The 25623-nt window shown below is 58.8% G+C and carries 16 protein-coding genes and 1 tRNA gene; 11 read left to right on the plus strand and 6 right to left on the minus strand.

Features of this window, described 5'->3' with window-relative positions:
- Nucleotides 1-379 precede the first annotated feature (379 nt).
- The 3 genes from FIU90_RS14190 to FIU90_RS14200 are packed head-to-tail and all read left to right on the plus strand — an operon-like array spanning nucleotide 380 to nucleotide 4586.
- A complete protein-coding gene (locus FIU90_RS14190) occupies nucleotides 380-2080 on the plus strand; it encodes an MFS transporter (RefSeq protein WP_152435366.1) in 1701 nt (566 codons plus the stop codon).
- On the plus strand, nucleotides 2077-3195 hold the full coding sequence (locus FIU90_RS14195; protein ID WP_152435367.1) for an HlyD family secretion protein: 1119 nt from the start codon (nucleotides 2077-2079) through the stop codon (nucleotides 3193-3195). Before FIU90_RS14190 ends, FIU90_RS14195 begins: the two co-directional genes overlap by 4 nt.
- Nucleotides 3196-3197: 2 nt before the next feature.
- On the plus strand, nucleotides 3198-4586 hold the full coding sequence (locus FIU90_RS14200) for an efflux transporter outer membrane subunit (RefSeq protein WP_234029542.1): 1389 nt from the start codon (nucleotides 3198-3200) through the stop codon (nucleotides 4584-4586).
- 141 nt (nucleotides 4587-4727) lie between these two features.
- Here FIU90_RS14200 and FIU90_RS14205 read toward each other — a convergent pair whose 3' ends face one another.
- Genes FIU90_RS14205 through FIU90_RS14225 form a run of 5 tightly spaced genes read right to left on the minus strand, consistent with a single transcriptional unit; the run spans nucleotide 4728 to nucleotide 11486 of the window.
- The gene (locus FIU90_RS14205; RefSeq protein WP_152435369.1) at nucleotides 4728-5927 is read right to left on the minus strand and encodes a CaiB/BaiF CoA-transferase family protein; all 1200 of its coding nucleotides are present in this window, start codon (nucleotides 5925-5927) and stop codon (nucleotides 4728-4730) included.
- The gene (locus tag FIU90_RS14210; RefSeq protein ID WP_152435370.1) at nucleotides 5924-7819 is read right to left on the minus strand and encodes a hydantoinase B/oxoprolinase family protein; all 1896 of its coding nucleotides are present in this window, start codon (nucleotides 7817-7819) and stop codon (nucleotides 5924-5926) included. Before FIU90_RS14210 ends, FIU90_RS14205 begins: the two co-directional genes overlap by 4 nt.
- Before the next feature lie 3 nt (nucleotides 7820-7822).
- Complete coding sequence (locus tag FIU90_RS14215; RefSeq protein ID WP_152435371.1) at nucleotides 7823-9880, minus strand: hydantoinase/oxoprolinase family protein; 2058 nt, start codon at nucleotides 9878-9880, stop codon at nucleotides 7823-7825.
- The gene (locus FIU90_RS14220) at nucleotides 9880-10818 is read right to left on the minus strand and encodes a hydroxymethylglutaryl-CoA lyase (RefSeq protein ID WP_152435372.1); all 939 of its coding nucleotides are present in this window, start codon (nucleotides 10816-10818) and stop codon (nucleotides 9880-9882) included. The genes FIU90_RS14215 and FIU90_RS14220 overlap by 1 nt, the downstream gene beginning before the upstream one ends.
- Nucleotides 10818-11486, minus strand: coding sequence for a GntR family transcriptional regulator (locus FIU90_RS14225; RefSeq protein ID WP_152435373.1), 669 nt, complete (start codon nucleotides 11484-11486; stop codon nucleotides 10818-10820). Before FIU90_RS14225 ends, FIU90_RS14220 begins: the two co-directional genes overlap by 1 nt.
- A 218-nt stretch (nucleotides 11487-11704) precedes the next feature.
- Between FIU90_RS14225 and FIU90_RS14230 the strand changes: the two genes are divergently transcribed.
- The 8 genes from FIU90_RS14230 to FIU90_RS15885 all read left to right on the plus strand — a co-directional run bounded on the left by FIU90_RS14230 (nucleotide 11705) and on the right by FIU90_RS15885 (nucleotide 24178).
- On the plus strand, nucleotides 11705-14221 hold the full coding sequence (locus FIU90_RS14230) for a TonB-dependent receptor (RefSeq protein WP_152435374.1): 2517 nt from the start codon (nucleotides 11705-11707) through the stop codon (nucleotides 14219-14221).
- Nucleotides 14222-14260: 39 nt separating this feature from the next.
- Nucleotides 14261-14878, plus strand: a complete 618-nt coding sequence (locus FIU90_RS14235) for an isochorismatase family protein (protein WP_152435375.1) — start codon at nucleotides 14261-14263, stop codon at nucleotides 14876-14878.
- A gap of 1797 nt (nucleotides 14879-16675) precedes the next feature.
- The gene (locus tag FIU90_RS14240; RefSeq protein WP_172970283.1) at nucleotides 16676-20347 is read left to right on the plus strand and encodes an RHS repeat protein; all 3672 of its coding nucleotides are present in this window, start codon (nucleotides 16676-16678) and stop codon (nucleotides 20345-20347) included.
- On the plus strand, nucleotides 20344-20628 hold the full coding sequence (locus FIU90_RS14245) for a hypothetical protein (RefSeq protein ID WP_152435377.1): 285 nt from the start codon (nucleotides 20344-20346) through the stop codon (nucleotides 20626-20628). Before FIU90_RS14240 ends, FIU90_RS14245 begins: the two co-directional genes overlap by 4 nt.
- A 107-nt stretch (nucleotides 20629-20735) precedes the next feature.
- On the plus strand, nucleotides 20736-21986 hold the full coding sequence (locus FIU90_RS14250) for an RHS repeat-associated core domain-containing protein (protein ID WP_152435378.1): 1251 nt from the start codon (nucleotides 20736-20738) through the stop codon (nucleotides 21984-21986).
- Entirely contained in the window at nucleotides 21986-22486 is a 501-nt protein-coding gene (locus tag FIU90_RS14255) for a hypothetical protein (RefSeq protein WP_152435379.1), read from the plus strand. The genes FIU90_RS14250 and FIU90_RS14255 overlap by 1 nt, the downstream gene beginning before the upstream one ends.
- A 164-nt stretch (nucleotides 22487-22650) precedes the next feature.
- The gene (locus FIU90_RS14260) at nucleotides 22651-23643 is read left to right on the plus strand and encodes a hypothetical protein (protein WP_234029543.1); all 993 of its coding nucleotides are present in this window, start codon (nucleotides 22651-22653) and stop codon (nucleotides 23641-23643) included.
- Nucleotides 23644-23815: 172 nt separating this feature from the next.
- Nucleotides 23816-24178 (plus strand): TrbC/VirB2 family protein, encoded by a 363-nt coding sequence (locus FIU90_RS15885; RefSeq protein ID WP_172970284.1) that lies wholly within the window; start codon nucleotides 23816-23818, stop codon nucleotides 24176-24178.
- A gap of 1102 nt (nucleotides 24179-25280) precedes the next feature.
- On the opposite strand, the gene FIU90_RS14270 is transcribed toward FIU90_RS15885, so the two are convergent.
- Nucleotides 25281-25371: transfer RNA gene (locus tag FIU90_RS14270), tRNA-Ser, on the minus strand.
- Between the last annotated feature and the right edge of the window lie 252 nt (nucleotides 25372-25623).

Here is a 25623-nt window from a genome sequence, read left to right on the forward strand (position 1 = left end):
TCGTTGCATGAAGCGCTGCAAGATCGGCGTAGCGTATCTAGGCCAGCCGATCTCGATAAATGGCTGAGCCAAAATTGCCCTTTCCAGAGACATGTAGGGTGCAATCCGTATCTCGCGCGGTCAGTTCGCCGCCCGCAAAACCATTGCCACCCTTTCATGGGGATCAGGTCTACCGGTCGAGGAGCCGGAAGGTGTTCCGGAATTGACCATGCATCGATGGGCAGAATGATGGCGAGACTTCAAACGTGTCATAGTCTTTGGCAAATCGACGATTTGAACCTATGTCCCGGCGCATGCGGGAGCGGGTGCGACGGTACGCGATCGCACCAGGCCAGAGAAAGACGGCGAGCTCGAAAAAAGCTGAAGGACATCGTGATCGATGGGACGCCAAGGAACCAGTGACAGGGCAGTTCTCGTCGATGAAGTCGATGGCTATCGCTTCAAGCCGCATGAAATGCCGATCCTGCCGGGATCACCGGCAAACCCGGATCATCCACCGGCACGCCGCGCGGCTTATCTGGTAATCGGGATATTTCTGGGTCTTTTGGGGGGCGGACAAAACGGCTTTTTGCTCGCAAATTCATCCGCCTTGCAGGCCGAGTTCGCAATCACTCCGGTCGAGGTCGGATGGCTGACCGTCGCTTTCTATTCGACATATGCCACAATGAGCATGTTGCTCTTCCGGGTACGGCAGGAGTTCGGCATTCAACCTTTCGTGCGCTGGGCAATGGCGGGCCTTGTAGCGGCCAACTTTGTCCAGATGGTCGGACCGGGATATTATCCTGAATTGGCCGCACGCGCCGTCGCCGGGATCAGTGCAAGCGGCCTGTCCGCTCTGTCGGTCTACTATCTGATGCAGGGTCTGCCCCCAAGGCTGCGGGTGGGCGGGCTCATCATTTCACTGGGCCTCGTACAGACGGCCTTTCCGCTGACCCGTGCTATCTCGCCGCTACTCACGATCGATGGCGACATCACACATGTCTTTGAATTTCAGTTCGCCTTGTCACTCATCGGTTTCGGGCTTGTCTATCTGCTCCGACTTCCACCCGGTTTGCGAACGAATACGTTCGAGAAACTCGATATTCTCAGCATCTTGCTCTTCATCGTGGGCGTGAGTGCGCTGTGCGCCTTTCTGGTGCAGGGACGCATTCAGTGGTGGGATACTCCCTGGCTTGGCTACGCGCTCGTTACTGCAATCTTCGGTCTCGGCGGATGCTTCTTGATCGAGGCCAACCGCAAGAGCCCCATGCTTGACCTGCGCTGGCTATCAAGCAAGGCGATCCTCAGCCTCGTTGTGATCGGCGCAACGGTTCGCATCCTTGTCGCTGAGCAGGGCTTTGGGGCGAGCGGTATGTTTGGTGCACTCGGTTACGGCAACGAACAACTCACGGACTACTTCTGGGTGCTGACCGGCGCGACTTTTGGCGGCATGGCCCTGTCGGTGATCCGCCTCGATCCCATGGATCTCACGCGGCCCGTTCTCGTTGCAATTTTCGTCATTTGCCTCGCAGCATTTGCCGATACGCATACCGGGGTTATGACCCCCCCCCGGGATCTTTATATGACCCAAGCCGCCATTGCTTTCGCCGCCGTTTTCGCAATAGGGCCGATCCTGATGGAAGGCATGCTGAGAGCACTGGCTGCCGGGCAGAGCTACGTAATAGGTTTCATCGCTGTCTTTTCTCTTTCACAATCGGTCGGAGGGCTTGCCGGTATCTCGTTGCTCTCAGCATTTCATACCATTCGGCTCAAGACCCATCTGATTGATGCCGGGAACACGCTTACGCTGTCCAACCTGCCGCTTGCGCAGGCTTTGTCCGATGCTGCTCAGAGAGTCGCGCCGGTACAGTCGGATCCGGTCCTGCGTCAGCAGGCGGCAGCATCCAGGATTTCGCAGGAGGTCGGACGCGAAGCCGCGGTATTGGCATTCAACGATGTCTTCTTTCTTATCGGCTCACTTTCGGCGGTAACGTTTATCGCCATCTTCATACCGTGGCTCGTCAACAAGATCCGCGGCCGCAATCCACTCGCCAGGGAACTGGCCTTTCTTGAGGCCATGCTTGCAAGGACCAGCAAATGACGAACTCGCTTTCGCAGTCTGACCCCGCGACCGAAGGATTTGAAAATGCGTCACCAGAGGCGGAAACGGAGAAAGGCTGGTCACCCAACCTTTCGCGTGGCCGCACCGCGGTTGCGGTCCTGCTCGTTGCCGCCGGCATCCTGACCGCGCTCTATGCGTGGGGCCTCCCACCTTTCGACAGTGGTGAGGAGAGGACAAACAACGCCTATGTGCGCGGGCGGACAACGGTCGTCAGCCCGCAGGTTTCCGGGTATCTGGTCGAAGTGCCGGTGACCGATTTCCAGCGTGTGGAAAAGGACGCCCTGCTTGCCAGGATCGACGACGCGCCTTTCCGTGACAAGGTCCAGCAAGCATTGGCCAATGTAGAAGCACAAGAGGCCACGTTTGCGAACAGTGCGCAGAGCCTCCGGTCGGCCAGAGCCCAGTTGGAATTGCAGGACGCCGCCGTCGCGAGCGCACGCGCTGCTTTGCAAAAGGCGCAAGCCGACATGAACCGGATAAATGAATTGGTCGACGAAGGTTCAGTGTCGCTGCGCGAACGCGATCAGGCCCAGGCAGCGCTGCGCCAGGCACGGGCGGGAGTTCGCCAGGCCAAGGCGCAGCGCGCGATCGCGGCCGAGAATGTCCGATCGGTGATTGTGGGCCAAGGCGCGCTGGAAGCTCAGGTCGAAGCTGCCGCAGCTGCGAAAGACCTTGCCGAAATCGAGCGCTCTCGCACGGAAGTCCGTGCGCCAAGTTCCGGTCGCCTGAGCGAAGTTACGGCAAGAGTAGGCCAGCTCGTCACGGCCGGGTCTCAGCTCATGTATATTGTGCCGGATGATTTGTGGGTCGTGGCGAATTTCAAGGAAACCCAGATATCCGACATGGCGGCCGGCCAGCGCGCCACGCTTGAAATAGACGCACTGGATGGCATCGAATTAACCGGCCGTGTACAGAGCATTGCTCCGGCAGCTAGCAGCGAATTCAGCTTGGTCAAACCCGATACCGGCGCCGGAAATTTCGTCAAGGTTCCGCAGCGTATCGCCGTGCGTATCGTTCTCGACGAGGGGCAGGAAGCGGCCAAAAGGCTCGGGCCGGGCATGTCCGTTGTTGCAACCGTCCACACGAAAGACTGACTGTGGCGCACAAATCTCTTTGCGTTTTGACCGTATCAATTCTCGCTTTGTCGGCGTGCGTTCCCGCTTTGCAGCAGGCTCCCGCCGGGACGGCCGTAGCTCCACCAGCAGAATGGCGCTCGAATCTGGGTGTGACGGCTCCGATAGAAGCTGACTGGTGGAACAGCTTCGGCGATCCGCAGCTTTCTCGGCTGGTCGAGCGGGCCCGACTGAACAATCCGGACACCCGGATAGCTGCCGCACGTGTGAGGGAGGCCCGCGCAACCGAGCAAGCATCGCGCGGTTTCCTGCTCCCCGCGATCGGTGCTGGTGTCGAAGGCGGCTTGCAGCGCGATGTCTCGCCGTTCGGGAGAGCGCAGGAATCAGCCGCAATACAGCCCGCCTTCCGCGCCACTTACGAACTCGATCTTTTCGGCAAGAACGCGGCTCGCGTCGATGCTGCAGAGGCAGGAGTTTCGGCAAGTCTCGCAGCGCAGGAGGCGACGCGCCTTTCAGTCACTGCGGCTACGGCCAGTGGCTACATTACCCTCCTTTCTCTCTATGCAAGGCTGGCTGTGCTCGAGCAAACACTGGAGGCTCGGGCGCTGGCACTCAAGTTCGCGCGGGACCGGGCGGAAGTGGGCTACAGCTCACAGCTTGAGCTGCGTCAGGCAGAGGCCGAGTATCAGGCAACGGCACAGCTCATACCACCGCTGAGAAGCCAGATCGCGCGACAGGAAAACGCGCTCTCCGTTCTGTCCGGCGATTTGCCGGGCGCAATCGAGCGCGGCGGGACACTTGCCGAATTGCAACTGCCTTTGCCGCCCGATACCATGCCATCGGAATTGCTGCGCCGCAGGCCCGACATTGCTGCTGCGGAATACCGTCTCGCCGCGGCCGATGCCCAAATGCGTGCGGCGCGCGCGGACTTTATGCCTGCGATAAATCTTGGTGCGACCGCAGGCGTTACCATTTCCGACCTGCTCGCCGACCCGATCGGTATCTGGTCAATCGGAGGAAGCATCCTCGCTCCGATTTTTCAGGGAGGCCGCCTAAAGGCCCAGCTCGATGGTGCGACGGCCAGACGAGACCAGGCCGCATGGGCTTATCGATCAGTGGTTCTCGATGCGTTGCGAGAAGTCGAAGATCGTATGGCGTTTCTCTCCAATCTGGAGGATCAGGAAACGGCCTTGAGGGCGCAACTGGATGCGGTGGCCGATGCTTTGCGGCATGCGCGAAACCGCTATCGCGCCGGCTATACACCTTACATCGAGCAAATCGACGCGCAGCGGGCTCTTTTGGGAGTTGAGCTTTCGCTCATCCAAACGCGAACAGATGAACTCACCGCAATGGTTGGGTTATATCAGGCTACGGGCGGCCCACCTCTTTCCGCGAAAAACGTCGAACGATGACGTTTGCCAATCTACCATTCCCGAGGCCAGTGTAAGACGTTCTGCCCATTGTCCGAGCCTCGCCAACCTCGTCGATCACAACCTAGTGAATCTCAGGCATTCTACGGTGCCAGAAGCCCAACCGCGCAGCCCGATCGGGCATTAGATCACGCCCCGTTCGCGCTTTTCGGCAACGTCCTGCGCGCTCCAGCCGAGCAATTCTGTAAAGACCTCCTCGTTGTGCTGGCCGGGGGTTACCGGTGCAGGCCTGCGCACGCCCGATCGGGTCTTTGAAAAGCGCGGAAAGGCATTTTGCATCTTGAGCTTTCCGTGCCCTTCGGTTTCGACCTCGATAATGGACTCCCGCGCCTTGAAATGCGGGTCTTCGAGCATGTCCGGCGCGGTGTAGAGACGACCGGCAGGGATCGAGTATTCAACCATCAGGGCATCGACCTCGTCGATCGTGAGCGTCAAGGTCCACCGGTTGATCAGCTCGTCCAGTTCGGCCTGGTGCTTTCCGCGGGCGACATGGGTGCTGTATCGCTCGTCCTCGGCGAGTTCGGGCCGCCCCATCGCCTGCGCAAGGCGCGCGAATATCGCGTCGTTGTTTGCGCCGATCATGAAGGGACCATCCTTGCAGGAATAGACGTTGCTGGGCGCGATGCCGGGCAGGATCGAACCGGAGCGCTCCCGGATGATGCCGTTGTAATCGTATTCGGCGACGAGACCTTCCATGACCTGCAGAACCGCCTCGTAAAGCGCCGTGTCGATCACCTGCCCTTCGCCCGTCTTTTCGCGATGATGGAGCGCGGCCAGAACGCCCATCGCGCCATAAGTTGCACACAGCGAATCGCCGATCGATACACCCATCCGCGCAGGGGGACGATCGGGATCGCCGACAATGTAGCGCCAACCGCCCATCGCCTCGCCGATTCCGCCAAAACCCGCGCGCGAGGAATAGGGCCCGGTCTGCCCATAACCGGACATTCTGGCGACGATCAGGCCGGGATTGGTCGCGTGAAGGCTCTCGGGAGACAGGTTCCATTTCTCGAGGGTCCCGGGCTTGAAATTCTCGATCAGGACATCGGCATGGGCGATGAGGTCGCGGGCTATTTGCTGCCCTTCGGGGACCCGCAGGTTGCAGGTTACCGAGCGCTTGTTGCGCGCGATCACTTCCCATTGGACCTTTTCTTCCCCCTGGCCCCATTCGCGCATAGGATCGCCCTTGCCGGGTGGCTCGATCTTGATCACGTCTGCGCCCATATCGCCGAGCAGCTGGCCGCAAAACGGGCCGGCAAGCAGCTGGCCCATCTCGATCACCCGCAATCCCGCAAGGGCGCCCTGGTTGGCGACAGGGCTCATTGCGGCTGTCCTGCGGCCCTTCGGTCGGACCAGACCGGCTGGATCGGGGCGGGGAGACCGGTTTCCTCTTCGCAGGCTTCGCGCAGGGCCTCAATCCCCGGTCCGAAATCGAACAGCGGCAAATCGCCGCGCGTTTTTCTGATCTCCTCGCGCAAGGCGTCGGTCCCGGCCTGGTTGACGGTGAAATCGTCGTTCACGACTACACCATAGTCCCGCGCGCCCTCGATCGTTACCAGTCCCTGGCGCACCTCCAGCGCGACAAGCTCGGCATCGCGCTCCAGCGGATCGCCCCAGCCGCCACCACCCCACGTGATGAAATGCAGCTGTTCGCCTTCCTTGACCGTCACATTTTCGACCTTGTTGCCGATGATTTGCGTAGTGCCATCGACCCGCTCGAGTATCTTGGTGGCGCGCTTGGCAGGATGACCGCCATTCACGCCCCAGGGCGGGACGAACCAGCGGTCGTCGTGGATCGCAATATTACCATCGGCGAGGAACCGGTATGTCATGTGGATCCCGTTGCCGCCGCGATGGAGACCCGCGCCGCCGCTATCCGGCTCGGTCGAATAGCGTTCGATCCGCAAGGGGAAATATCGTTCGAGAAATTCGTTCGGAACATTGGTGAAGCCCGGCCACAGCGAGTGCCCGTCAGGCCCATCGCCGAGCGGGCGCCCCGGAATCCCGCCGAATCCGATCTGGAACAGCTGGAACCAGTCGTCTTTCTTTCCCTCGCGGGTATCCCAGCCCGAATAAAACAGGTGCGGGGAAGAAGAGAAACCGGCCGCATTGAGAAATTCCGGGGTTCCCTGGCCAAGCAGCCCGCCCAGGATATCGAAGATCCTTCCGAGCGCATGAGTCCGTCCGGAAAGCGCGGCAGGGAATTTGGGTTTGAGCAGCGAGCCTTCGGGTATTCGAACCTCGATCAGATCGTAGAACCCGTCATTGAACAGGATCTGCGGGTCGAAGACCATGATCATGTAGATGCCGAAGAACATCTTGAACATGTTCTCGTTGAGGTAGAAATTGATCGAGGCCGCGCTTTGCGGATCGGTGCCCTCGAAATCGAGGATGACCTTTTCCCCCTCGCGCCACATCGTGCATTTGATCTTGTAGGGGCCATAGCCCTTGCCATCGTCGCAGACATAGTCCTCGAAACTGGCCTTTTCGGTTGGGATCGCCTGGCCGATCAGGGCCTTCATTGCGCGGTGGTTGCGGGCGAGCAGCTCCTGCGTTGCCGAATGATAGACGTCGTCGCCAAACCGTTCGGCCATCTCGACAATCCGGTTGGCCGCGACCCGGCAGCTGGCGATCAGCGCATTGAGATCGGCCTGGCACCAGTCGGGCTTGCGGGTCTGGTGCATGACCAGCTTCATCAGGTCTTCGTTGTATTCGCCCCTGCGCCAGATCTTTACAGGGGGAATGCGCACGCCCTCCTGGAAGATGGACGTCGCCTCGATCGGCATCGAGCCGGGAACCATGCCGCCGATATCCGACTGGTGGCCGAACATCGCGGTATAGGCGATCAGGCGGCCATCCTTGAACACCGGCAACATCACAAGCCAATCGTTCGAATGGCTGATCGCTCCCTCGCAGGAGTAGGGATCGGAGAGGAAGATCATGTCTCCATCCTCGATCGTGCCTTCGAAGCTTTTGAGGAAACCGTCGATGAAGCTTCCGAACTGGCCGACGATCATCTTCCCTGCCGGATCGGCGATAAGGGGAAAGGCGTCCCCTTGTTCGCGGATTCCGGGTGACATCGCGGTGCGCACCAGCGTTGCATCCATCTCGATCCGTGCATTGCGGAGCGCGTTCTCGATGATGTCGAGCGTTACCGGATCGAGCTCGACACGGGCGAAGGGCGTTGTGTTGGTTTCAACGATTTGTGCTGGCATCGCTTAGCCCTCCGACTTCGGATTGATGAGGATGTTGCCGACTGCATCGATAGTCGCGACGCAATCGTGCTCGACGAGCGTCGTCGAATCCATTTCGGTGATGATCGCCGGCCCGGGAATGGTGTCCCCCTGAAGCAGTCTTGCGCGATCGTAGATGACCGCCGGCTGGTCGCGTCCGTCCATCCACAGCGTGTGCTCGCGAATAACGGCGCGCGAGGGATCGCCATCGCCTTGTTCCAGCTTGGCCGCCTCGAGCTCGAGCGCTTCGCCCAGAGCCACCGCGCGCAGGTTCACGATCTCGTGCGAGGTTTCCATGTTGAAGGTGAACAGTCGGCGATGCTCGTCATCGAAACGGGCGAGTATGCCTTCGATCCCCTGGCTGCGGAGCGTCTCCTGGTCGATCGTCAGCGGCACTTCGAACGCCTGTCCGGCATAGCGCACATCGATCTCGAACTCGCTCGTGATGCTTTCGGCAGGTATTCCGTCGGCCTCCAGCTCGGCGCGGGTCTGCGCGGCCATCTCGTCCAGCAGTGAGACCAGCTCACCCACGTCTGTTTCGCTGGCGAGACGACTGAAACTCCTTGCGGTTTCGGTGCGCATACGGGTGGTCGCATCGCCAAGGGCGCAGAGGACGCCGGGCGAAACCGGGCTTATCGCGGGCCAGCTGCTCATCAGTTTTGCAACCGAATTGACGTGCAGCGGACCCGCCCCGCCAAAGCCCATTAATGCGAAATGGCGCGGGTCGTATCCCTGCTGAACACTGATCATCCGCAGCGCGCCGAACATGTTTTCGTTAACGATGTCGATGATCCCGCGAGCGGCATCCATCAGGCCGACACCCAGCGCGTCGGCAATCGTCTGGACTGCGCGCGTCGCTCCCTCGCGGTCAAGGTGGAACGAACCGCCCAGCAGATCCTCGGGCAGATAACCGAGCACGACATTCGCGTCGGTTACGGTCGGGAGTTCCCCGCCTTTGCCATATGCGACCGGCCCGGGCACGGCGCCTGCACTTTCCGGGCCGACCCGAAGGGCCCCGGTGAGCTCCGGCACATGCGCGATCGAACCTCCGCCCGCGCCCACCGTTTTCACATCGAGCGAGGAGGCGCGGACCGAAAGGTGGCCGACATCGGTGGTGCGCACGCGGCGCGGCTCGAGATTTTCGATCAGCGCGACGTCGGTGGACGTGCCTCCGACATCGAGCGTCAGGATGTTCTTGAACCCGGCATTCTTCGCGACCCACAATGCACCGGTCACGCCGCCGGCCGGACCGGACATGAGGATGTTGACCGGGTGTTCCTCGGCCTTCTCGCTGCTCATCAACCCGCCGTCGGACCGCAGCAGGGAAAGTTTGCCGGTGACGCCCGAATCTTCGAGCTTGCTGCGCAGGTTCGAGATATACTTGCCGACAACCGGGCGAACCGCGGCGTTGGCGACGGTTGACAAGGTGCGCTCGTATTCCTGCATCTCAGGCAGCACTTCGTGGCTCAGCGAGACGGGGATTTCGCCAAATACCTCGCGCGCGATCTCCCCGATGCGCTTTTCGTGCGCGCCGTTTGCGTAGGCATTGATGAGGCTGACGGTGACCGCTTCCACTCCCTGCCGTTTGAGCTGCTCGAGCTTCTCGCGCGCTTCGGCCTCGTCGATGGGGCGCACCTCGTTTCCATCGGCATCCATGCGACCCTTTACGGTCACGGTGTCTTCGAGCGCTGCGAGCGGTTGGGGTTTGGGCCAGACGATCCATGCCGCCAGCCCTCCGGGCACGAAGCTGCGCGCGATCTGCATGATGTCGCGATAGCCTTCGGTCGTGATCAGGCCGACCCGCGCGCCCTTGCCTTCGAGCACGGCATTGGTGGCAACTGTCGTTCCGTGCAGGAAGAATTCGATATCCCCCGGATCTACCCCGGCCTCTGCCGTGATCGCGTTCACCCCGTTGAGGATCCCCTCGGAACTGTCATGCGGCGTGGACGGCGTCTTGTGCCGCCAGAACGCGCCTGTGACGTCGTCGAACAAGAGCAAATCGGTGAATGTCCCTCCGACATCCACTCCAAGACGATAACGCATCAAGCGAATTCCTCTTCTTGTGTTTTGGGGACGGGGAACCCGCCCGATTTGGCCACCATCGCGGGCAGATCCTTGCCCATGAGCTCTCCCAGCCAGTGGTTCGTCGCGATGAGGGCAGGGAGATCGAGGCCGGTCGCGATACCTGCGCGTTCAAGCATGTAGACGACATCCTCGGTTGCGACGTTGCCCGCTGCACCGGGGGCGAAAGGGCATCCGCCAAGGCCGCCGATCGATGCGTCGATGGTGACGGCGCCTGCGCCGATGGCGGACCACACATTGGCGAGCCCGGTGCCGCGCGTATTGTGAAAATGGGCCCGCACCGGGATCGCCCCGATTGCCTCTTTCACCTTCGCGATCAGGCTCGCCACGTGAGCAGGATTGGCGACACCGATCGTGTCCGCCAGCGCGATCTCGGCGGGCCTCGCTGCCGCAAGGGCGCTGGCCATTGCAACGACGCGATCCTCGGCAACCTCGCCCTCGAATGGACAGCCGAAACTCGCCGCAATGGTCGCCTGCGCGGATTTTGCGGCTGCTCTGGCGGTTTCGATTATCGCTAACGCTGCCTCGACCGACCCTTCAGATGTCTGCCCCTGATTGGCCATCGCGAACCTGTCGGTCGCAACGCATACCGCACCGAGCTGGTCGATCCTGCCGGTATCAAGCGCACGATCCGCTCCGCGCTGGTTCATCACCAGACCGATATATGTCACGTCATCGCGCTGAGGCAGCGCGGCGCAGACCTCTTCGGCGTCGGCCATTTGCGGGACAGCGCGCGGGTTCACAAAGCTTGTCACCTCGATGCGGCGAGCGCCCGCTTCAATCGCGCGCTCGATCAGCCGAATCTTGTCGGCGGTAGCGATCTGGACTTGCTCGTTTTGCAGTCCGTCGCGCGGACTGACCTCAACGATCTCGATATTTCCTGTATACAATTCAGCCATCACGCCGCGCCTTTCTCAAGGCTTTTCATCCCCAGATGCGCATCGGCATAGGCATGGAATGCACGGCGGATATGGCCCGCCATGATCGATTGTGCCCATTCGCCATCCCGCCTCTCGAATGCGGACAGGAGATCGGCGTGCTCGCTGTGCGAACGCTGGAACGCCTCAAGGCTGTAATGATGCGCGGTCCGCCACACGACAGGTTGCTCGATCAATGCAGACAGCAGGTTTGTGAGCCGCCTCGATCCGGCTGCCTCCAGCACAAGCGCATGGAATTCCCGGTTGCGATCAAGGAATGTGGCGACATCCGGTTTCGGCCTAGTAATTGCCGCAAAAATAGCGGAATTACAGGCATGTAACCGGTCGAGTGTCTCTCGCGACATACTTTCCGCCGCTCTGCGGGCGGCATAGCCTTCGAGCATCGCGCGCAATTCGAATGCGTCGGCTACGTCGTCGAGCGACCAATCCGCGACAAAGCTGCGCTGGGAATCGGTGCGGCGGATCAGGAGGTCTGCCTCCAGTCTCCGCAACGCCTCCCTGATCGGGGTTCGCGACACGCCGCATCGCTCCGCCAGCGCCTCCTCGGCCAAAGGGTCCCCGGCCGACAGTTCCCCGGACAGGATCATGCCCCGGATCGTGTCGTATGCGCGGTCTGACGCCTTCGTCATGACGGTACCCTCGGCTGTTTGAGCGGGAATGGGGGAATGCTTGACTTGGCCTAATTGTATACAATAAGGCTCAAGCAATGCAAGCCGAGGCCGAGGCCCGGTTTTGTGCAGGCGGCCGTAGATGTTCGCGTTGAAAAGGGCGCGATCATCCTGTCCGCACGCAGAGGAGGAAACGTGCCGCGCGGTTCGCAAGGTGCGATCGGTCAAGGGGAAATTCGATGCGTCACTACCGTTTTCTAACCGCAGCATCCATTGCAAGCCTGGCGGTCGCAGCCTCTCCGGTACTGGCCCAGGATTCCTCCCAAGACGAACGGGCGACTCAGGAAGAGGACAACACGATCATCGTGACCGCCCGGCGGCAGGCTGAACGGTTGCAGGATGTCCCGGCATCGGTGTCGGTGCTGACTTCGGACGCGCTCGAGAAAACCGGCGCCGAGAATGCCGAGGATTTCGCGCAGCTCACGCCGGGTGTCACAATCGTCACCGGGACAGCCGAAGCGGGCGACACGCAGATCAACATTCGCGGGATCAATGGAGCGCGTGACGCTGAAAGCTCGGTCGCCCTGGTGGTCGACGGGATCCTCAAGACCAACACCGCCCAGCTCAACCAGAACCAGGGAACCTTGCAGCAGGTCGAAATATTGAAAGGGCCGCAAGGGGCGCTTTATGGCCGCAATGCCGCGGCAGGAGCGATTGTCCTCCAGACGAAGAAACCCGGCGACACGTTCGAAGGCGCGGTCAGGGCGTCCTATGCGAACGAGAACACCGCCGAGGGCACCGCCTATATCTCCGGGCCACTGGGCGAAAATCTGGGCTTCGTACTTTCGGGATATTACCGCACGACCGATGGGTTCTTCCGCAATGAATTTCTCGATCGCAAGGTCGTTGACGATCAGGAAGTCTGGTCGGTCGATGGGCGGATCGTTGCCGATCTGGGCGAGGCGACAGAAGTCGATATCAAGGCGCGCTACTCACAACTGCGCGGAGCATCGATCAACTTCAATTCGTCCTTCCACCTTCCGAATTTCGCCGGAGCAAACCCCGCTTTCTTCGAAAACGTGAATGACCACCCGTTCCGGTATTACGGCAATATCCGCCCGACCAACGAGCAGGACAGCTTCGACGTCTCGGCCAAGATCGAACACGATTTCGGCGATGTGCGACTGATCGCTTGGGCGCTTTATTCGGATGTCGACCAGTCGCTGACTGCGGACGGCACCTCGGCCGATTTCGCCCGCTTCATCGCCGCTGCCGATCCGGCAGTGAACAATGTCGTGAACAGCTGCTTTGCTTCCACAGCGGCACTGACCGGTTTCGAAGTCAACCAGCCCGGTTTCATCGGCCAGATCCCCGTGCCGTTCATTTTCGCACCCGCGAACGGTTCGACTTTCGGAGCCTACAGCCCCACGACCTGTGACGGCACGCAGCTCCAGATCCGCCAGCAATCCGACATTAGCGGGGAAATTCGTCTTGCCTCGTCGGCAGGAGGCCCGCTGAGCTGGCAGGTTGGCGCGTATTTCCTCAACATCGATCGCGAGACCGGGGTCAGCATCGGCGGCGATTCCGGTGCGGGCGTGAGCGGGGAATTGTTCAATCCTCCTGGCAGCGCCAATCCCACTTCGCTGCTGTTGGCCGACGCATTCGATACCACTGTCTTTGCAGTCTTCGGCAGCGCCGAGTACCAGTTCGGCGATCTCACTGCCGGCGTTGCGCTGCGCTACGATGTCGAGGATCGCGCCTCGGAATCGCGCGTTCCCGCCAACGCGCTCGATCCCTTTACCGGCGGTCCGATAAACCCAGGTCTCGCGTTTGGTCCGCTCACCCCGGTCGAAAAGACTTTCCGGCAGCTGCAACCGAAAGTCAGCCTCAGCTGGCAACCCAATCCTGATCTCAATTTCTATGCTAACTGGGGCATCGGGTTCAAATCCGGCGGTTTCAACAATCAAGGCTCCTCCGCCATCATCGATGCCAATTTCGTCCAGTTTATCGGCGCTGACGTCGCGATCGAGGACCAGTACGACAAGGAGGTTTCCTCTGCATTCGAAGTCGGCGTGAAAGGCGAAATCGCCGATGGCGCGATCACTTTCGATCTGGCGGGGTACTATACCGATATCGAGGACATGCAGTTCTTCGAGTTTTTCGTCGGCCCGTTCGGCCTGCTCCGGGTCGTTTCGAATATCGACGAGGTCGAGGTCTACGGGATCGAGTTCAACACCACCGCAGAGGTCGTGGAAGGGTGGAAGTTCTTCGGATCGGTGAACGTTACCGAATCCGAGATCAAGGCGAACAGTTCACGCCCCTCTACGGTCGGCAACAAATCTCCCTACACCGCCGACTACACGATCAACCTGGGGACCGAGATCGACACGCCGATCAACGATACAATCGATCTCATCATGCGTGCCGATTATCGCATAACCGGGCCGACCTGGTTCCACTCGTTCCAGGACCAGACTGCGCCGACATTGTTTTCGGGCTTGCTTCCCATCTCGGCCCTGGCGCTCCCCGCTTTTGTCGGCGATGCCGATTACAGCGTGGCGCGGCGCGAGGCCTTCGGCGTCCTCAATATTCGCGCGGGGATCGAAGTGGGTGATTTCACCGCCTCGGTCTTTGCGGAGAATGCGCTCGATCGAGAATATCTCAACGAGGTCATTCCGGCGATCGAGTTCGGCGGCTCCTTCATTTCGCCCGGTGCGCGGCGCCTGGTGGGCGTGGAGATTGGCTTCAAGTACTGAGGCTGGCGGCCAAAGGCGTCCTCTGGCAATGTTGCGCGCATGAGCGATCTGGCAGCCAACTATGCCAAGGCGTATGGTCACAAGGCGGGCTTTGGAAAGAGGCCGGCCCTGCTCCTGATCGATTTTGTCCGGGCCTATTTCGATCCCGGTTGCGAACTCTTTGCCGGGGTCGAGGACGTGCTGGCATCGGCCTTGCGGGTTCGCGAGGCTGCCCGTGCAGCTGGAATTCCGGTCATCCTTACCAATGTCGTCTACCACGCGAACGGGATCGACGGAGGCCGCTTTTTCGAGAAGGTCAAACCGCTGCGCCATTTCCTGGCCGGCAATCCTATGGGGGATTGGGCCCCGGGGCTGATTCCCGCCGATGACGAATTGGTTGTTTCCAAACAATATCCCAGCGCGTTCTTCGGAACATCTCTTGCCGCCACCTTGACGGCGAAGGGAGTGGATCACGTCATCTTGACGGGCCTCACCACGAGCGGATGCGTGCGCGCCTCCTGTGTCGATTCGATATCAAACGGCTTCATCACGACCGTTGTGAGAGATGCGGTTGGCGATCGGCACCCTGCCCCTCACGAGGCGAACCTGTTCGATATGGATGCGAAATATGCCGACGTTGTCGGCGAGCAGGAAATTCTCGGGTTCCTGAAGCAATAGCCTTGCTTGCTTAACAGCGGCTCGCTTTCCCCATCGAGTGCGGAGGCGTCTCTCTTGATCTCCAAGAAAATGGGGAACTGAACCGACTGCATTCGGCGCAGGGGTGGCCTCGCGAATTTCAGCCAACAAGCGAAGGACGCGAATCACATCTTGACCGCCTTCCAATCTTTCGAGCGTCAGCCAAGCGCGCTGAACTTTTCTTTCGCAACGAAGCTGGTCTTCATTTTTTCTATAGGCCCCGGATCAAGAAACCGCAGAAGTCAGGTTGTGAGCTTGGCTGATCCGCTAATATCAAGGCTGTCAATGACTTGACCTTCGTCGAGTTGATGCGATCGTTCGTGAGATTGCTGAAACGATGGAATGAGCAAGATGGTGTGGGCGAGAGTGAAAAGAACACGGTCGAGCGCCCTACGACAAGCCGCAGTATACGTTGCGGGATACTTGCTCTTAATTAGGTCTAGGATCGCCGGCCTACGCCAATCCGCTCCCTCTTGCGGGGGTCTACTCAACAGTGCCATCGCTGATCTATGCCCCGGCCTACAGCAACTGCTTTCGCTTAACATACGACAAGAATGGCAATCGGCTGCAGAGCTCAATGTCCGCCCTGGCCGCCAACACCTCGGTTTGGGGCACCGCTACATTCGGCTGCACGGTATGGGGTAAGTCATGACGGGAGAGCAAAGCTATTCGCGACAGGCGAAGCCAGCCCTGTCGTTCTCCAATTTCATGCAAATGACACTTTTGCCTTCTCGGTCCAGCGGCCCCCGGTTCTTCAGGATCTCACCCTCGACCCACGCAATTGGAAGGTGGGGCGGATCGCTGCGCAGGGCGATAAATGCATTGATTTTGGCCCTTTTCTTGGTAGCAATCTCAGCGATCCAGTCGACCCCTGCGAGCGCACAAACAGATCCACCCGAGACAGTCTTGGCAGGTTGGATATCGCAAGCAGGTCCGGGCGGAGTATTCCACAGCCCATATATGGCCTGCGAAGCCCAATGGGAGAAATACCAGGGTAACAACCCTTCGTCCCGTTTTATTGGTATAAGAGAAAGAGGAGACGATTGGCGCCGAGTGGATTGCGAGTGGACCAGGTTTCAATACCTGTGCCCCGAACCCGGGCAGTCGGGCGGAATTGGCAATTGCGGCACGATCATTCCGTCATACGTCGAAATCACTTGCCCTGTTGGGTATTATGCGACGCAAGATGGGTTGTGCCGGCTTTCCGCATCAAGGGAACGGGAATGCAGCGACCCTTGCAATAACAACGGCAAGCCAAATCCCAAGACCGACAATCCGGTAATCCTCTCGACCGGCGCCAAATACTTGGAGGCCGTTGATTATTCTACAGCAGATGGGCTTTTCAGAATAGAGCGACAATATCGCAGCTATCAGGTGGGGCGCCCAATTCAGCAAAGCGTATTGCCGCGCGCACAACTTAGAGGCCTACAGGGCTCTTGGAATTTTGAATTCAACCGCGAGATTCAACTCGGGATCATTCAAGGTTCGCCCAGCTCGCCAGATGCTACAGTCGCAATTCTGCTTCCTGATGGGACCGGGTATGGCTTCAAGCTTCAATCTGATGGAACATGGGAGGAAGACGCTAGTGCCGGTTTTTCGAGCTCATCGGGAGGCCTGAAACTCGAATTCCTAGGCACGCTGCCTTCCGATCTTGCCACCTTACGCGACTCCTCGAGCAGTTGGCGCCTGACTGATCGTAACGATTCCGTTTGGATTTTGGAGACGCGTGTAGGTTTGAATGGTGGCCAGTTCCTTCGTGGTTGGCCGACGACAATCACGATGCGCTCTGGCTACACGCAAACGTTTTCCTACGCGCCCGATGGAAGTCTCGCCACACTCTCGGATAGCTTGGGCAGGACGGCGACGTTCAACTGGCTCAAGTTCAGCATCACTACACACGCGCCCGTTTCGATTGGAACGTCGCCTGAAGCAGTTGCCGTTGAAAGCATAACTCTGCCCGATGGCACCTCGCTTGAGTACCTCTATGAGGATATTCCCGCGCCAGCGCCTATTGCATATGGCTCGTCCGTTTGGGCCCAGCGATGGCGCGGAGGTTCTGCTCCGAGCGGCACGAAGGCCCACGCCTACAAAACGTTTACTCCCAAAATACAGCGACTTGTAGGAGTTGTACGCCGTTCGGCGACCAGCGACGTACTCGACTCGGTTCGCTATCTCTATGAAAACGAAGTCTACGGGAAGAACGTCACCGGTATAATCGACCGCCGCGGCGAGCGGATCGCCACGTTCACTTACGATACTTCGGGCCGCGTGATTTCCAGTGAGCTGTCAGATGGAGCAGAACGCAAAACGATTGCCTATAGCAAGAACGGTTCCGACCGTGTTCGGTCCGTCACCAACGAGTATGGCAAGCGGAGCGAGTACACCTTCAGCGAGTTTTCCGCGAATAATCGCGAGTACCAGCTCACTTCAATCAATAGCGGTGCGACTGACTCAACCGAAGCAACTGTCGAGACGCTTGGCTACTCCGGCGGGACCTTTTTGAGCAGCACGACGGATGCCAGAGGGCGGCTCGTCACGGCTACACGGGATGCACGTGGCCGTCCCATCAGCATCACCGAGGCAAGCGGGACGCCAGAAGCCCGGACGACGACGATCACATGGCACGCAAAATTCAACGTGCCGACGATGTTAGTCGGCCCGGGGCTCACTGAAACCCGGACATACGATGCGAATGGCCGGCTCGAAACGATCGCTTTGGCCGACACGACGAGCCATTCGGCACCGTATTCGACCAATGGCCGGACGCGGACATACACCTACGACTGGGATGCCAATGGCAGGTTGCTTTCGGAAGACGGTCCGCTCGCAGCGAGCGGTACTCAGGACGATCTGACCACTTACACGTACGACGCTAGCGGCAACTTGCTCTCCGTCACGAACCCCCTTGGTCACGTTAAGACCTTCGCGGGGCACGATGCGAATGGTCGACCAAGCTCTATGACCGATCCGAATGGCACGATTACGACCTTCGCCTACGATCCGCTCGGACGAGCAGAGACCATAACGGCAAAGCATCCAACCAACCCCGCGTTCGATGCCACAACTTCGATGGCGTATGACGAGGTTGGAAATCTCATCCAGTTGACCCTGCCCGGTACCGAGCCTCTAACGGTGGAATATGACTCGGCGAACCGCCTGACGGTTATTCGGGCCCGGACCGGCGAGCGATGGGAATACACCTACGACGCAGCGGGCAATGTCGAGCGCGAGGTTGTGAAGCGGGGCAACGGGTCCACTTCGCTTCTCGTCCGGCGACAATTCGATGAACTAGGACGTCTTCTGCATGAGACCTTCGGCACGCGCTCTCCGGCTAGCTGGGGATACGACAAGGTCAGCAACCCCACCTCTATCACCGATCAGAACGGCTTCACGACCGAATCCTCTTTTGATGCGCTTAACCGCATCGTCTCAACCGTCGCACCTGATGGTGGAACCGTGGCATCCACCTACGATGCGCAGGACAACACACTGACATTCACCGATTCGATCTCGGTCGCAACACAGTTCGTATACAATGGCTTTGGCGAGGTAATTCAGGAATCCTCGCCCGATCGCGGAACCAGCACATACCTTTACGATCAGGCAGGCCGGATGATCCAATCGACCGACGGACGCGGACAAGTTGTCAATTACACGCGTGATTACCTTGGTCGCATCACCCGTATCGAACCCCAAGGTCGCCCTTCCTCGGAGGTGATCGAATATCACTGGGATACCGGCGGACTGGCAGGCTCCTACGAAGTAGGTCGGCTTTCAAAGGTTATCGATGGATCGGGCACGACGCTTTTCGCCTACGACCATCGCGGCAATCGGACTACCAAGCAGCAGGTCATAGGTACGAGCGTAGCCGCACAACTCACCTACGAATACGATGTTGCCGATCGCATTACCCAACTCACTTATCCCTCGGGCCGGTTGGTGCGCTATGGGTACGATACGCAGGGCCGCGTCAATCTCGTTGAAACGAAGGAGAACGCCGCTGCGCCCACCTGGCAGATCGTCGCCAGCGGCCATCAATACGAGCCGTTTGGACAAATGAAAGCGGTGATGCTCGGCAACGGGCTGGCAGTAGCCAATGACTGGGGCTCGGACGGACGCCTCGCGGCGCGCCGGTTGTCGTCGACCACAGGCGGCGCTGACTTATCGCACCTCGTCTATCGCCGCGACGCGGTCGGGCGAGTTGGCGCAATTGCAGACTACGTGACCCCGGCGAACTCCGTGCTCTACGGTTATGACGAGGTCGGGCGCCTGACCTTGGCCGTGTCTGACGGGGCCAGCACGTCTGCGGAAACCTACACATACACCGCAGGCACCAACCGGCTCGACACTTTCACCGATGCCAGCGGCACGCGGTCAATCGCCTATGATGGACGCGGCAACACGGTGAGTGAAACGCGCCCCGGCGGCATCGTGGTCACGGCGACCTATGACGGGCATGGCAGGCTGGCCACATACGACCGCACCAGTATCGGCGCGCAGACCTACACCTATAACGGCCTCGGTGACCGGGTGCGGGTCGACAAGCCGACCGGCACGCGACACTTCGTTTACGACGCGTATGGACGGGTAATCGCGGAATACGGCTCTTCGGCAAGCGATGTGAAGGCCGAGTTCATCTGGGCGATACCGCCCGCTGCGAACGACAACTCCCCTTTTGGCGGGGGCGACCACATTGCAGGATACGGGCCGCTTGCGCTGGTGGCCGAGAACGCTTCGAACCAGTTCGAGCTCTACTGGGTCCACGGCAACCATCTCGGCGTGCCGATCGTGACAACGAACGCGCAAGGCTCCGTTGTAACGCCGAGCAACGATTTCCTTCGCCCCGGCTTCCCGGGCCAGAGCCAGGTGCTCTCAGACCTCTACTACAACCGCGCCCGCGATTACGACCCTGTGACGGGGCGGTATATTCAGGCGGACCCGATAGGGCTCGCGGGGGATGTAAATCCGTATGTTTATGCGGCTGCTGATCCCGTTAACTTGATCGATCCGCTGGGATTGTTGCAGGGCGATCCGGCCAAATTCGCACCACCAAAAGCACGACCGCTTATTAGATCCCCTGTTTTGCCCGGGGTCGCAACGGCAACAGTTCTAATTGGCGGGCTCGCTCTTCTTCTTGATGAGGTTAACTGCATAAATCGGACGAGGATGAGCAGTTCAAAACCGAGCAAATGGAGCCAATTTGAACGGCACTATGACAATTCTGATGATGACGGACGCTGCGAATGGCGGCTGCAAGATGATCTGCAAGACTGTACAGAGTGGAACACAACTCCGAAAGGGAACCTCGGCGGAATGAGCCGCGCTTACAACTTCAAGAAATGTGAAACAGTTGCAAACACTCGATACGGAGAATGTCGTTCAAAGGGTAGCCCTTCAACGCCGCCATACCTTCCTGGAAGACGAAACATACACGATAGGCGACCGTTATGACGGATTCTTTTTTATCACGTGAGATAATATTCAGATTTGAAAATGATATGCAGAGAGGAGAAATATCGATTTCTCAGCCCGCCCCCAAAAAGAATGGAAGATATGAATGCTTCGTTTCATTTGAGCCATTGAGGAAATACGATGCAGTAATCGGTGGAATAGATCAGATACATAGTATAGAGTGCGCCATAGCTTATATTGAAGCTGTTTGTAAAAATAGTAAGGAACCAGAATTTTTTTGGATTAACGGTGATGCTATGTTTAGAGAACGGGAAGAATAGATGGCTTCTCCTACAAACCGTCACCCACGACCATCCATGTTAGTGACCGTTCGCACCTCGTCTATCGCCGCGACGCGGTCGGGCGAGTTGGCGCAATTGCAGACTACGTGACCCCGGCGAACTCCGTGCTCTACGGTTATGACGAGGTCGGGCGCCTGACCTTGGCCGTGTCTGACGGGGCCAGCACGTCTGCGGAAACCTACACATACACCGCAGGCACCAACCGGCTCGACACTTTCACCGATGCCAGCGGCACGCGGTCAATCGCCTATGATGGACGCGGCAACACGGTGAGTGAAACGCGCCCCGGCGGCATCGTGGTCACGGCGACCTATGACGGGCATGGCAGGCTGGCCACATACGACCGCACCAGTATCGGCGCGCAGACCTACACCTATAACGGCCTCGGTGACCGGGTGCGGGTCGACAAGCCGACCGGCACGCGACACTTCGTTTACGACGCGTATGGACGGGTAATCGCGGAATACGGCTCTTCGGCAAGCGATGTGAAGGCCGAGTTCATCTGGGCGATACCGCCCGCTGCGAACGACAACTCCCCTTTTGGCGGGGGCGACCACATTGCAGGATACGGGCCGCTTGCGCTGGTGGCCGAGAACGCTTCGAACCAGTTCGAGCTCTACTGGGTCCACGGCAACCATCTCGGCGTGCCGATCGTGACAACGAACGCGCAAGGCTCCGTTGTAACGCCGAGCAACGATTTCCTTCGCCCCGGCTTCCCGGGCCAGAGCCAGGTGCTCTCAGACCTCTACTACAACCGCGCCCGCGATTACGACCCCGTGACGGGGCGGTATATTCAGGCGGACCCGATAGGGCTCGCGGGGGATGTAAATCCGTATGTTTATGCGGCTGCTGATCCCGTTAACTTGATCGATCCGAGAGGTGAAGCCGCCTTCGTTCCATTTATGGTCGGCGCCGGAATAGCCGTAGCGATTGAGTACTTCACCAACGATTGCGCGGACATCTATGATCTGGCCATGGCCGGCGCGCTTGGGGCCATCGGTGGCGGAACCGGCTTTCGCATCTTGTATCGTTTTGGCCCGAGAAGCTTAAGCCGAGTTACCGGCAAAGAATGGTCGCATTCCGTTCCAAAGAGCGCCGTGAACAAGTTTACCAGCGGACGGCTCAGAAATGCTCTCAATCGCCGAGGCGGATTGAATGGCAGCTGGGCCTCGCCAAGACGGCATTACAAGCATGATCCGAAGCGGTGGCCGATAGGTTATCGGCAAATGGGGCGGCGTTTGCCGGGATCACTCCAAAAGCTTGATCGGATTCCAGATTGGCTGAAGGTTTCTACAGCTACGGGCGCCGCGGCTGCTGCGGTAACCGGAGAAGACTGATGATCATATACGCCCTGAAGTCTGCCTGGCACTTTTTTTGGGATACCTGGCGATTTGTCGAGCGAGAAGGCCGTTGGAAAGCCGATCAGATGCATCTCGACATCATCGAGGCGGTTTTGAACCAGATACCAGCGGACATTGCCGAGACAGTCCGCACACAACTCGATCAGCGTTACTTCTATTCATGGATGGCGCAGGGGCGGATCAATGTGTTCTTCTTCTACAACGAAGGCAGCCTACCGCTGATCCCGGACCCTGCATTTGAAGACCGTCTGTTCAAGGTAAGTCTCTTCATTGAAGATCGAAAATACGTGGCGCACGTGAGCTTCTTCGAAAGGCGCCTTTACTCTGTCGAGCTTAAAAGGCCCAGGTCATCCTTAATAGGAAAGAGCTACCGCATTGGAACGGTGACTTTGGGCAAGCCCTCGGACAGCTATATCCGCGTGATTGACCGTGCAGAGCACGGAAAAGAAACGGACACCGGCCTCGATTTGCCCTAACAACAACTCGCTCGACACGTTCGCCGATGCAATCATTGTGAAGGCCGAGTTCATCTGGGCGATACCGCACGAGATAAACGACAGCACGAGCAAAACTAATCTTTAAGACGACCCACACTGACAAGAGGAAGCACGCGATGCGAACAACATTTGGACTTACGCTATTGGCCGGGTCGCTCATTGCGTTCGCAAGTCCCGCGCATGCCCAGCAATGCACCGTGCCCAACACCCTTGTGAATGGCCAAGTTGCCGATGCAACCGAAGTGATGGACAACTTCAACGCAGTCGCCGCGTGTGTCGACGAAACCAAGAACAATGCGGTCACGCACGATGGCACGCCGAATGCCGGTGAAATCGCTGTCTTCAACAGCGCGACCGGGATCACCGGCGGCGACTTAACCGGCGATGTCACCACATCAGGTTCGACGGTCACGACCTTGTCTGACTCAGGCGTCGTACCGGGAAGCTACGCCAATCCCAGCATTATCGTCGACAGCAAGGGGCGCATCACCTCTGCGACCAATGGCGGTGGTGGAGGAGGTAGCGCTTCGTACGAAGCCTCCCCTCAAACCATACCCGCCCTCGCGAATTTCACGTGGTTGAACCAGGGCGGTGCTGTCGCAACCGACGGCATCAATGGCCTTGTTTTTACAGCCGATATCGACGGCGAAATTCACGGGCTTATGCAAGCCGCACCGAGCTCGGCGCCATTCGACGTTTACATGCGCGTTGATCAGATTTCCGGTGTCACCGGTGTCTCCAGCAGCTACTATTCCTACCCGACAATCATCTTGAGAAATTCACTGTCCGGACGAATACTGCACGCTTATCTCGGCCGAGGTAAATCATCGAGAGATCCTTTTTGGACGGTGGGTATCCAAAGATGGAGTGGTCCCACCTCCTATGCGTCCGACGGCGTCGCGGTACGCTACTTGCTCGGGTCAACAAAGTGGCTGCGAGTCAACGTAACCGCAAGCGCGGTCACTCTCCTTGTCAGCCCCGATGGATATAACTGGGTCGAGATGGGGTCTGAAAACCTCTCCTCCTACCTGAATGCAGCAGGGGGAAGTCTGGATGAAATTGGACTGGGACTGCGCGCCAATGATGCCAGCTTCTCGACCGCGATTTTCCAGCAGTTCGGAACCGTGGTGCCATGACATCTGGGCATGAGTGTTGCCGTGCAACTGGCAACCTGACTAAGTCAAACTGCACGCTGCCGAAATGAGCTCTACCTCCGAAAAATTCTGCCCTTTGCTTGGGATGTGTGCTTTGAGGCATCGGGCTCCGGTTGAAGTTGCGTAGTCTGAACTGGCAATCGGGGGTGTGAATGTGAATTCGGTTGGACAGGCAGTCGATTGGCTCGTCGCCCTCATATCCGGACCCTTGGCCGGGGTACTCCTGACACTAGCGATAGCGTTTGTGGCCTTCGAGTTACTCTCGGGGAGAATGGCCATGAGGCGCGGCTTGTCTGTACTTATAGGCGGGTTCATCCTGGTTGGCGCTTTCGATATTGCCCAAACACTGATCTCTGTCATTCCCGAGCGCCCGACGCTGAGAACCCCGCCGGCTGCAACGGTTCCAATTCGCGACGATTATCCTCGGACGTTTTCCCCTGACGGTGCGCCTCCAAAACCCGAGCCTGCGCACAACAATCCGTTCGATCCATACGCAGGAGGTCAACCGGTTAACTGACCAGCACGTTCAGCGCTTGCGAGTTCATCGGCAGAAATCCTCCAATCCGATCGGCTATCATCTTTTTGGCGAATGAGACGAGGCGGTTCATCAAGCAATTGTGGTGCCTTGTCTTGCATTTATTTTGTCCTCCGGCAGTATCGCCGTCTGACTAGTCAAGTCGAAATCGTCCGATGAAAATTGCCGCGACGCGCTGTCCGTGGCGATAACGCGTCGGCATTTTTTCGCAGGCATCATGTATGTTTCTTCGTAATCAACGCGATCATTGCGGTGGAGCTGTTCCTCACTTTACGCGCTTGGTGGGCTGCAATTCAAAACCGCCGACAGCGACGAGCTGAACTACCGCGCGGGGCTCTGCGACTCTATGTTTCACGCCCTCGGTTCATCGCACTTTGCGGTTTGCCATTACGTGATCCGTCGCCGCACAGCGGCCGCGCTCGGCCCTGTCACGGCCGACGACTTCCCCGCCCGTCTAGATGAGAGTTGGCAGAAGACGCTCGCAGGCAAGTAGCTTTATGTAAGATTGCCTGTCCGTCATCAGAACATTTGGTACATAGCGTAGGTCGATCGTTGAGAGGATTGGCCAAATGGCATGCCATCGCTCAGTGCTTCGCCCGCCGACCATTCCTGCTTCGCCCGCCGACCATTCCTATCGTATGAATCTGCGCCTGACCTTGATGGCACCGGCCTTGCAGCACGACGCCCTCCAGGGACATCATCCTTCTATTCTCACTCTCCAAGCGCTCATCAACATTGATATCCCGGATTGTCGAATAGCTCAAAAGAGGGTCTTGGTTCGGAACTCAGCGGATAATGCCGGCTTCAACGCGAGCCATTTCCTGGTCCGTTTCAAGTCGCGCGCCGCACCGCGCGATTGATTCCCAACTTTGCATACTTGGGAAGTAGACTGGGACCGCGTGACCAAAGTCCAAGAAGCACCGACGCATGTGTTGGTCCGGATTATTTAGATTTGGCTCGAAATCTGCCCACTTGTGACGAACCCTATGTAGATCCCATCACAAACGGGGAATCGGCGACTTAGCTCAAATTGCTACACACTGGCGAGGGACTGGAAGATATGGAGCAATATCATCAAGGAAGATGGCGGAGCAGGAGGGATTCGAACCCTCGATACGGGGTTACCGTATACACACTTTCCAGGCGTGCGCCTTCGACCACTCGGCCACTGCTCCGCATGTCCAGATTGGCGCCCGCCGAGCAGCCAAGCCGGGCGAGCATTCGGACAAGACAGCGCCGATAGCGACGGACGCTCCGCTGTGCAAGGCGAAGTGCGTTTGTCTCCCCTCAAGCCGTCCGATTCATGCTATAGCGACTCGCACGCGGCAGCGCTGCGCGGCAAAGCATTCCCTGCGAACGCTGTCACGAGAGCCCCTTTCCGCCCTCGAAAACGCGCGGGGAGGGGCTTTTGTGTTTGTGATCTATTT

This window comes from Erythrobacter sp. THAF29, assembly GCF_009363635.1.
In the GTDB taxonomy this organism is placed as follows: Bacteria; Pseudomonadota; Alphaproteobacteria; order Sphingomonadales; family Sphingomonadaceae; genus Erythrobacter.

Coding starts and splice junctions, on each gene's coding strand:
- FIU90_RS14225 (WP_152435373.1), bottom strand. CDS start 11,486: ATGACGAAGGCGTCAGACCGCGCATACGACACGATCCGGGGCATGATC.
- FIU90_RS14195 (WP_152435367.1), top strand. CDS start 2,077: ATGACGAACTCGCTTTCGCAGTCTGACCCCGCGACCGAAGGATTTGAA.
- FIU90_RS14245 (WP_152435377.1), top strand. CDS start 20,344: ATGACGGATTCTTTTTTATCACGTGAGATAATATTCAGATTTGAAAAT.
- FIU90_RS14220 (WP_152435372.1), bottom strand. CDS start 10,818: ATGGCTGAATTGTATACAGGAAATATCGAGATCGTTGAGGTCAGTCCG.
- FIU90_RS14205 (WP_152435369.1), bottom strand. CDS start 5,927: ATGAGCCCTGTCGCCAACCAGGGCGCCCTTGCGGGATTGCGGGTGATC.
- FIU90_RS14235 (WP_152435375.1), top strand. CDS start 14,261: ATGAGCGATCTGGCAGCCAACTATGCCAAGGCGTATGGTCACAAGGCG.
- FIU90_RS14255 (WP_152435379.1), top strand. CDS start 21,986: ATGATCATATACGCCCTGAAGTCTGCCTGGCACTTTTTTTGGGATACC.
- FIU90_RS14240 (WP_172970283.1), top strand. CDS start 16,676: ATGCGCTCTGGCTACACGCAAACGTTTTCCTACGCGCCCGATGGAAGT.
- FIU90_RS14190 (WP_152435366.1), top strand. CDS start 380: ATGGGACGCCAAGGAACCAGTGACAGGGCAGTTCTCGTCGATGAAGTC.
- FIU90_RS14215 (WP_152435371.1), bottom strand. CDS start 9,880: ATGCGTTATCGTCTTGGAGTGGATGTCGGAGGGACATTCACCGATTTG.
- FIU90_RS14230 (WP_152435374.1), top strand. CDS start 11,705: ATGCGTCACTACCGTTTTCTAACCGCAGCATCCATTGCAAGCCTGGCG.
- FIU90_RS14210 (WP_152435370.1), bottom strand. CDS start 7,819: ATGCCAGCACAAATCGTTGAAACCAACACAACGCCCTTCGCCCGTGTC.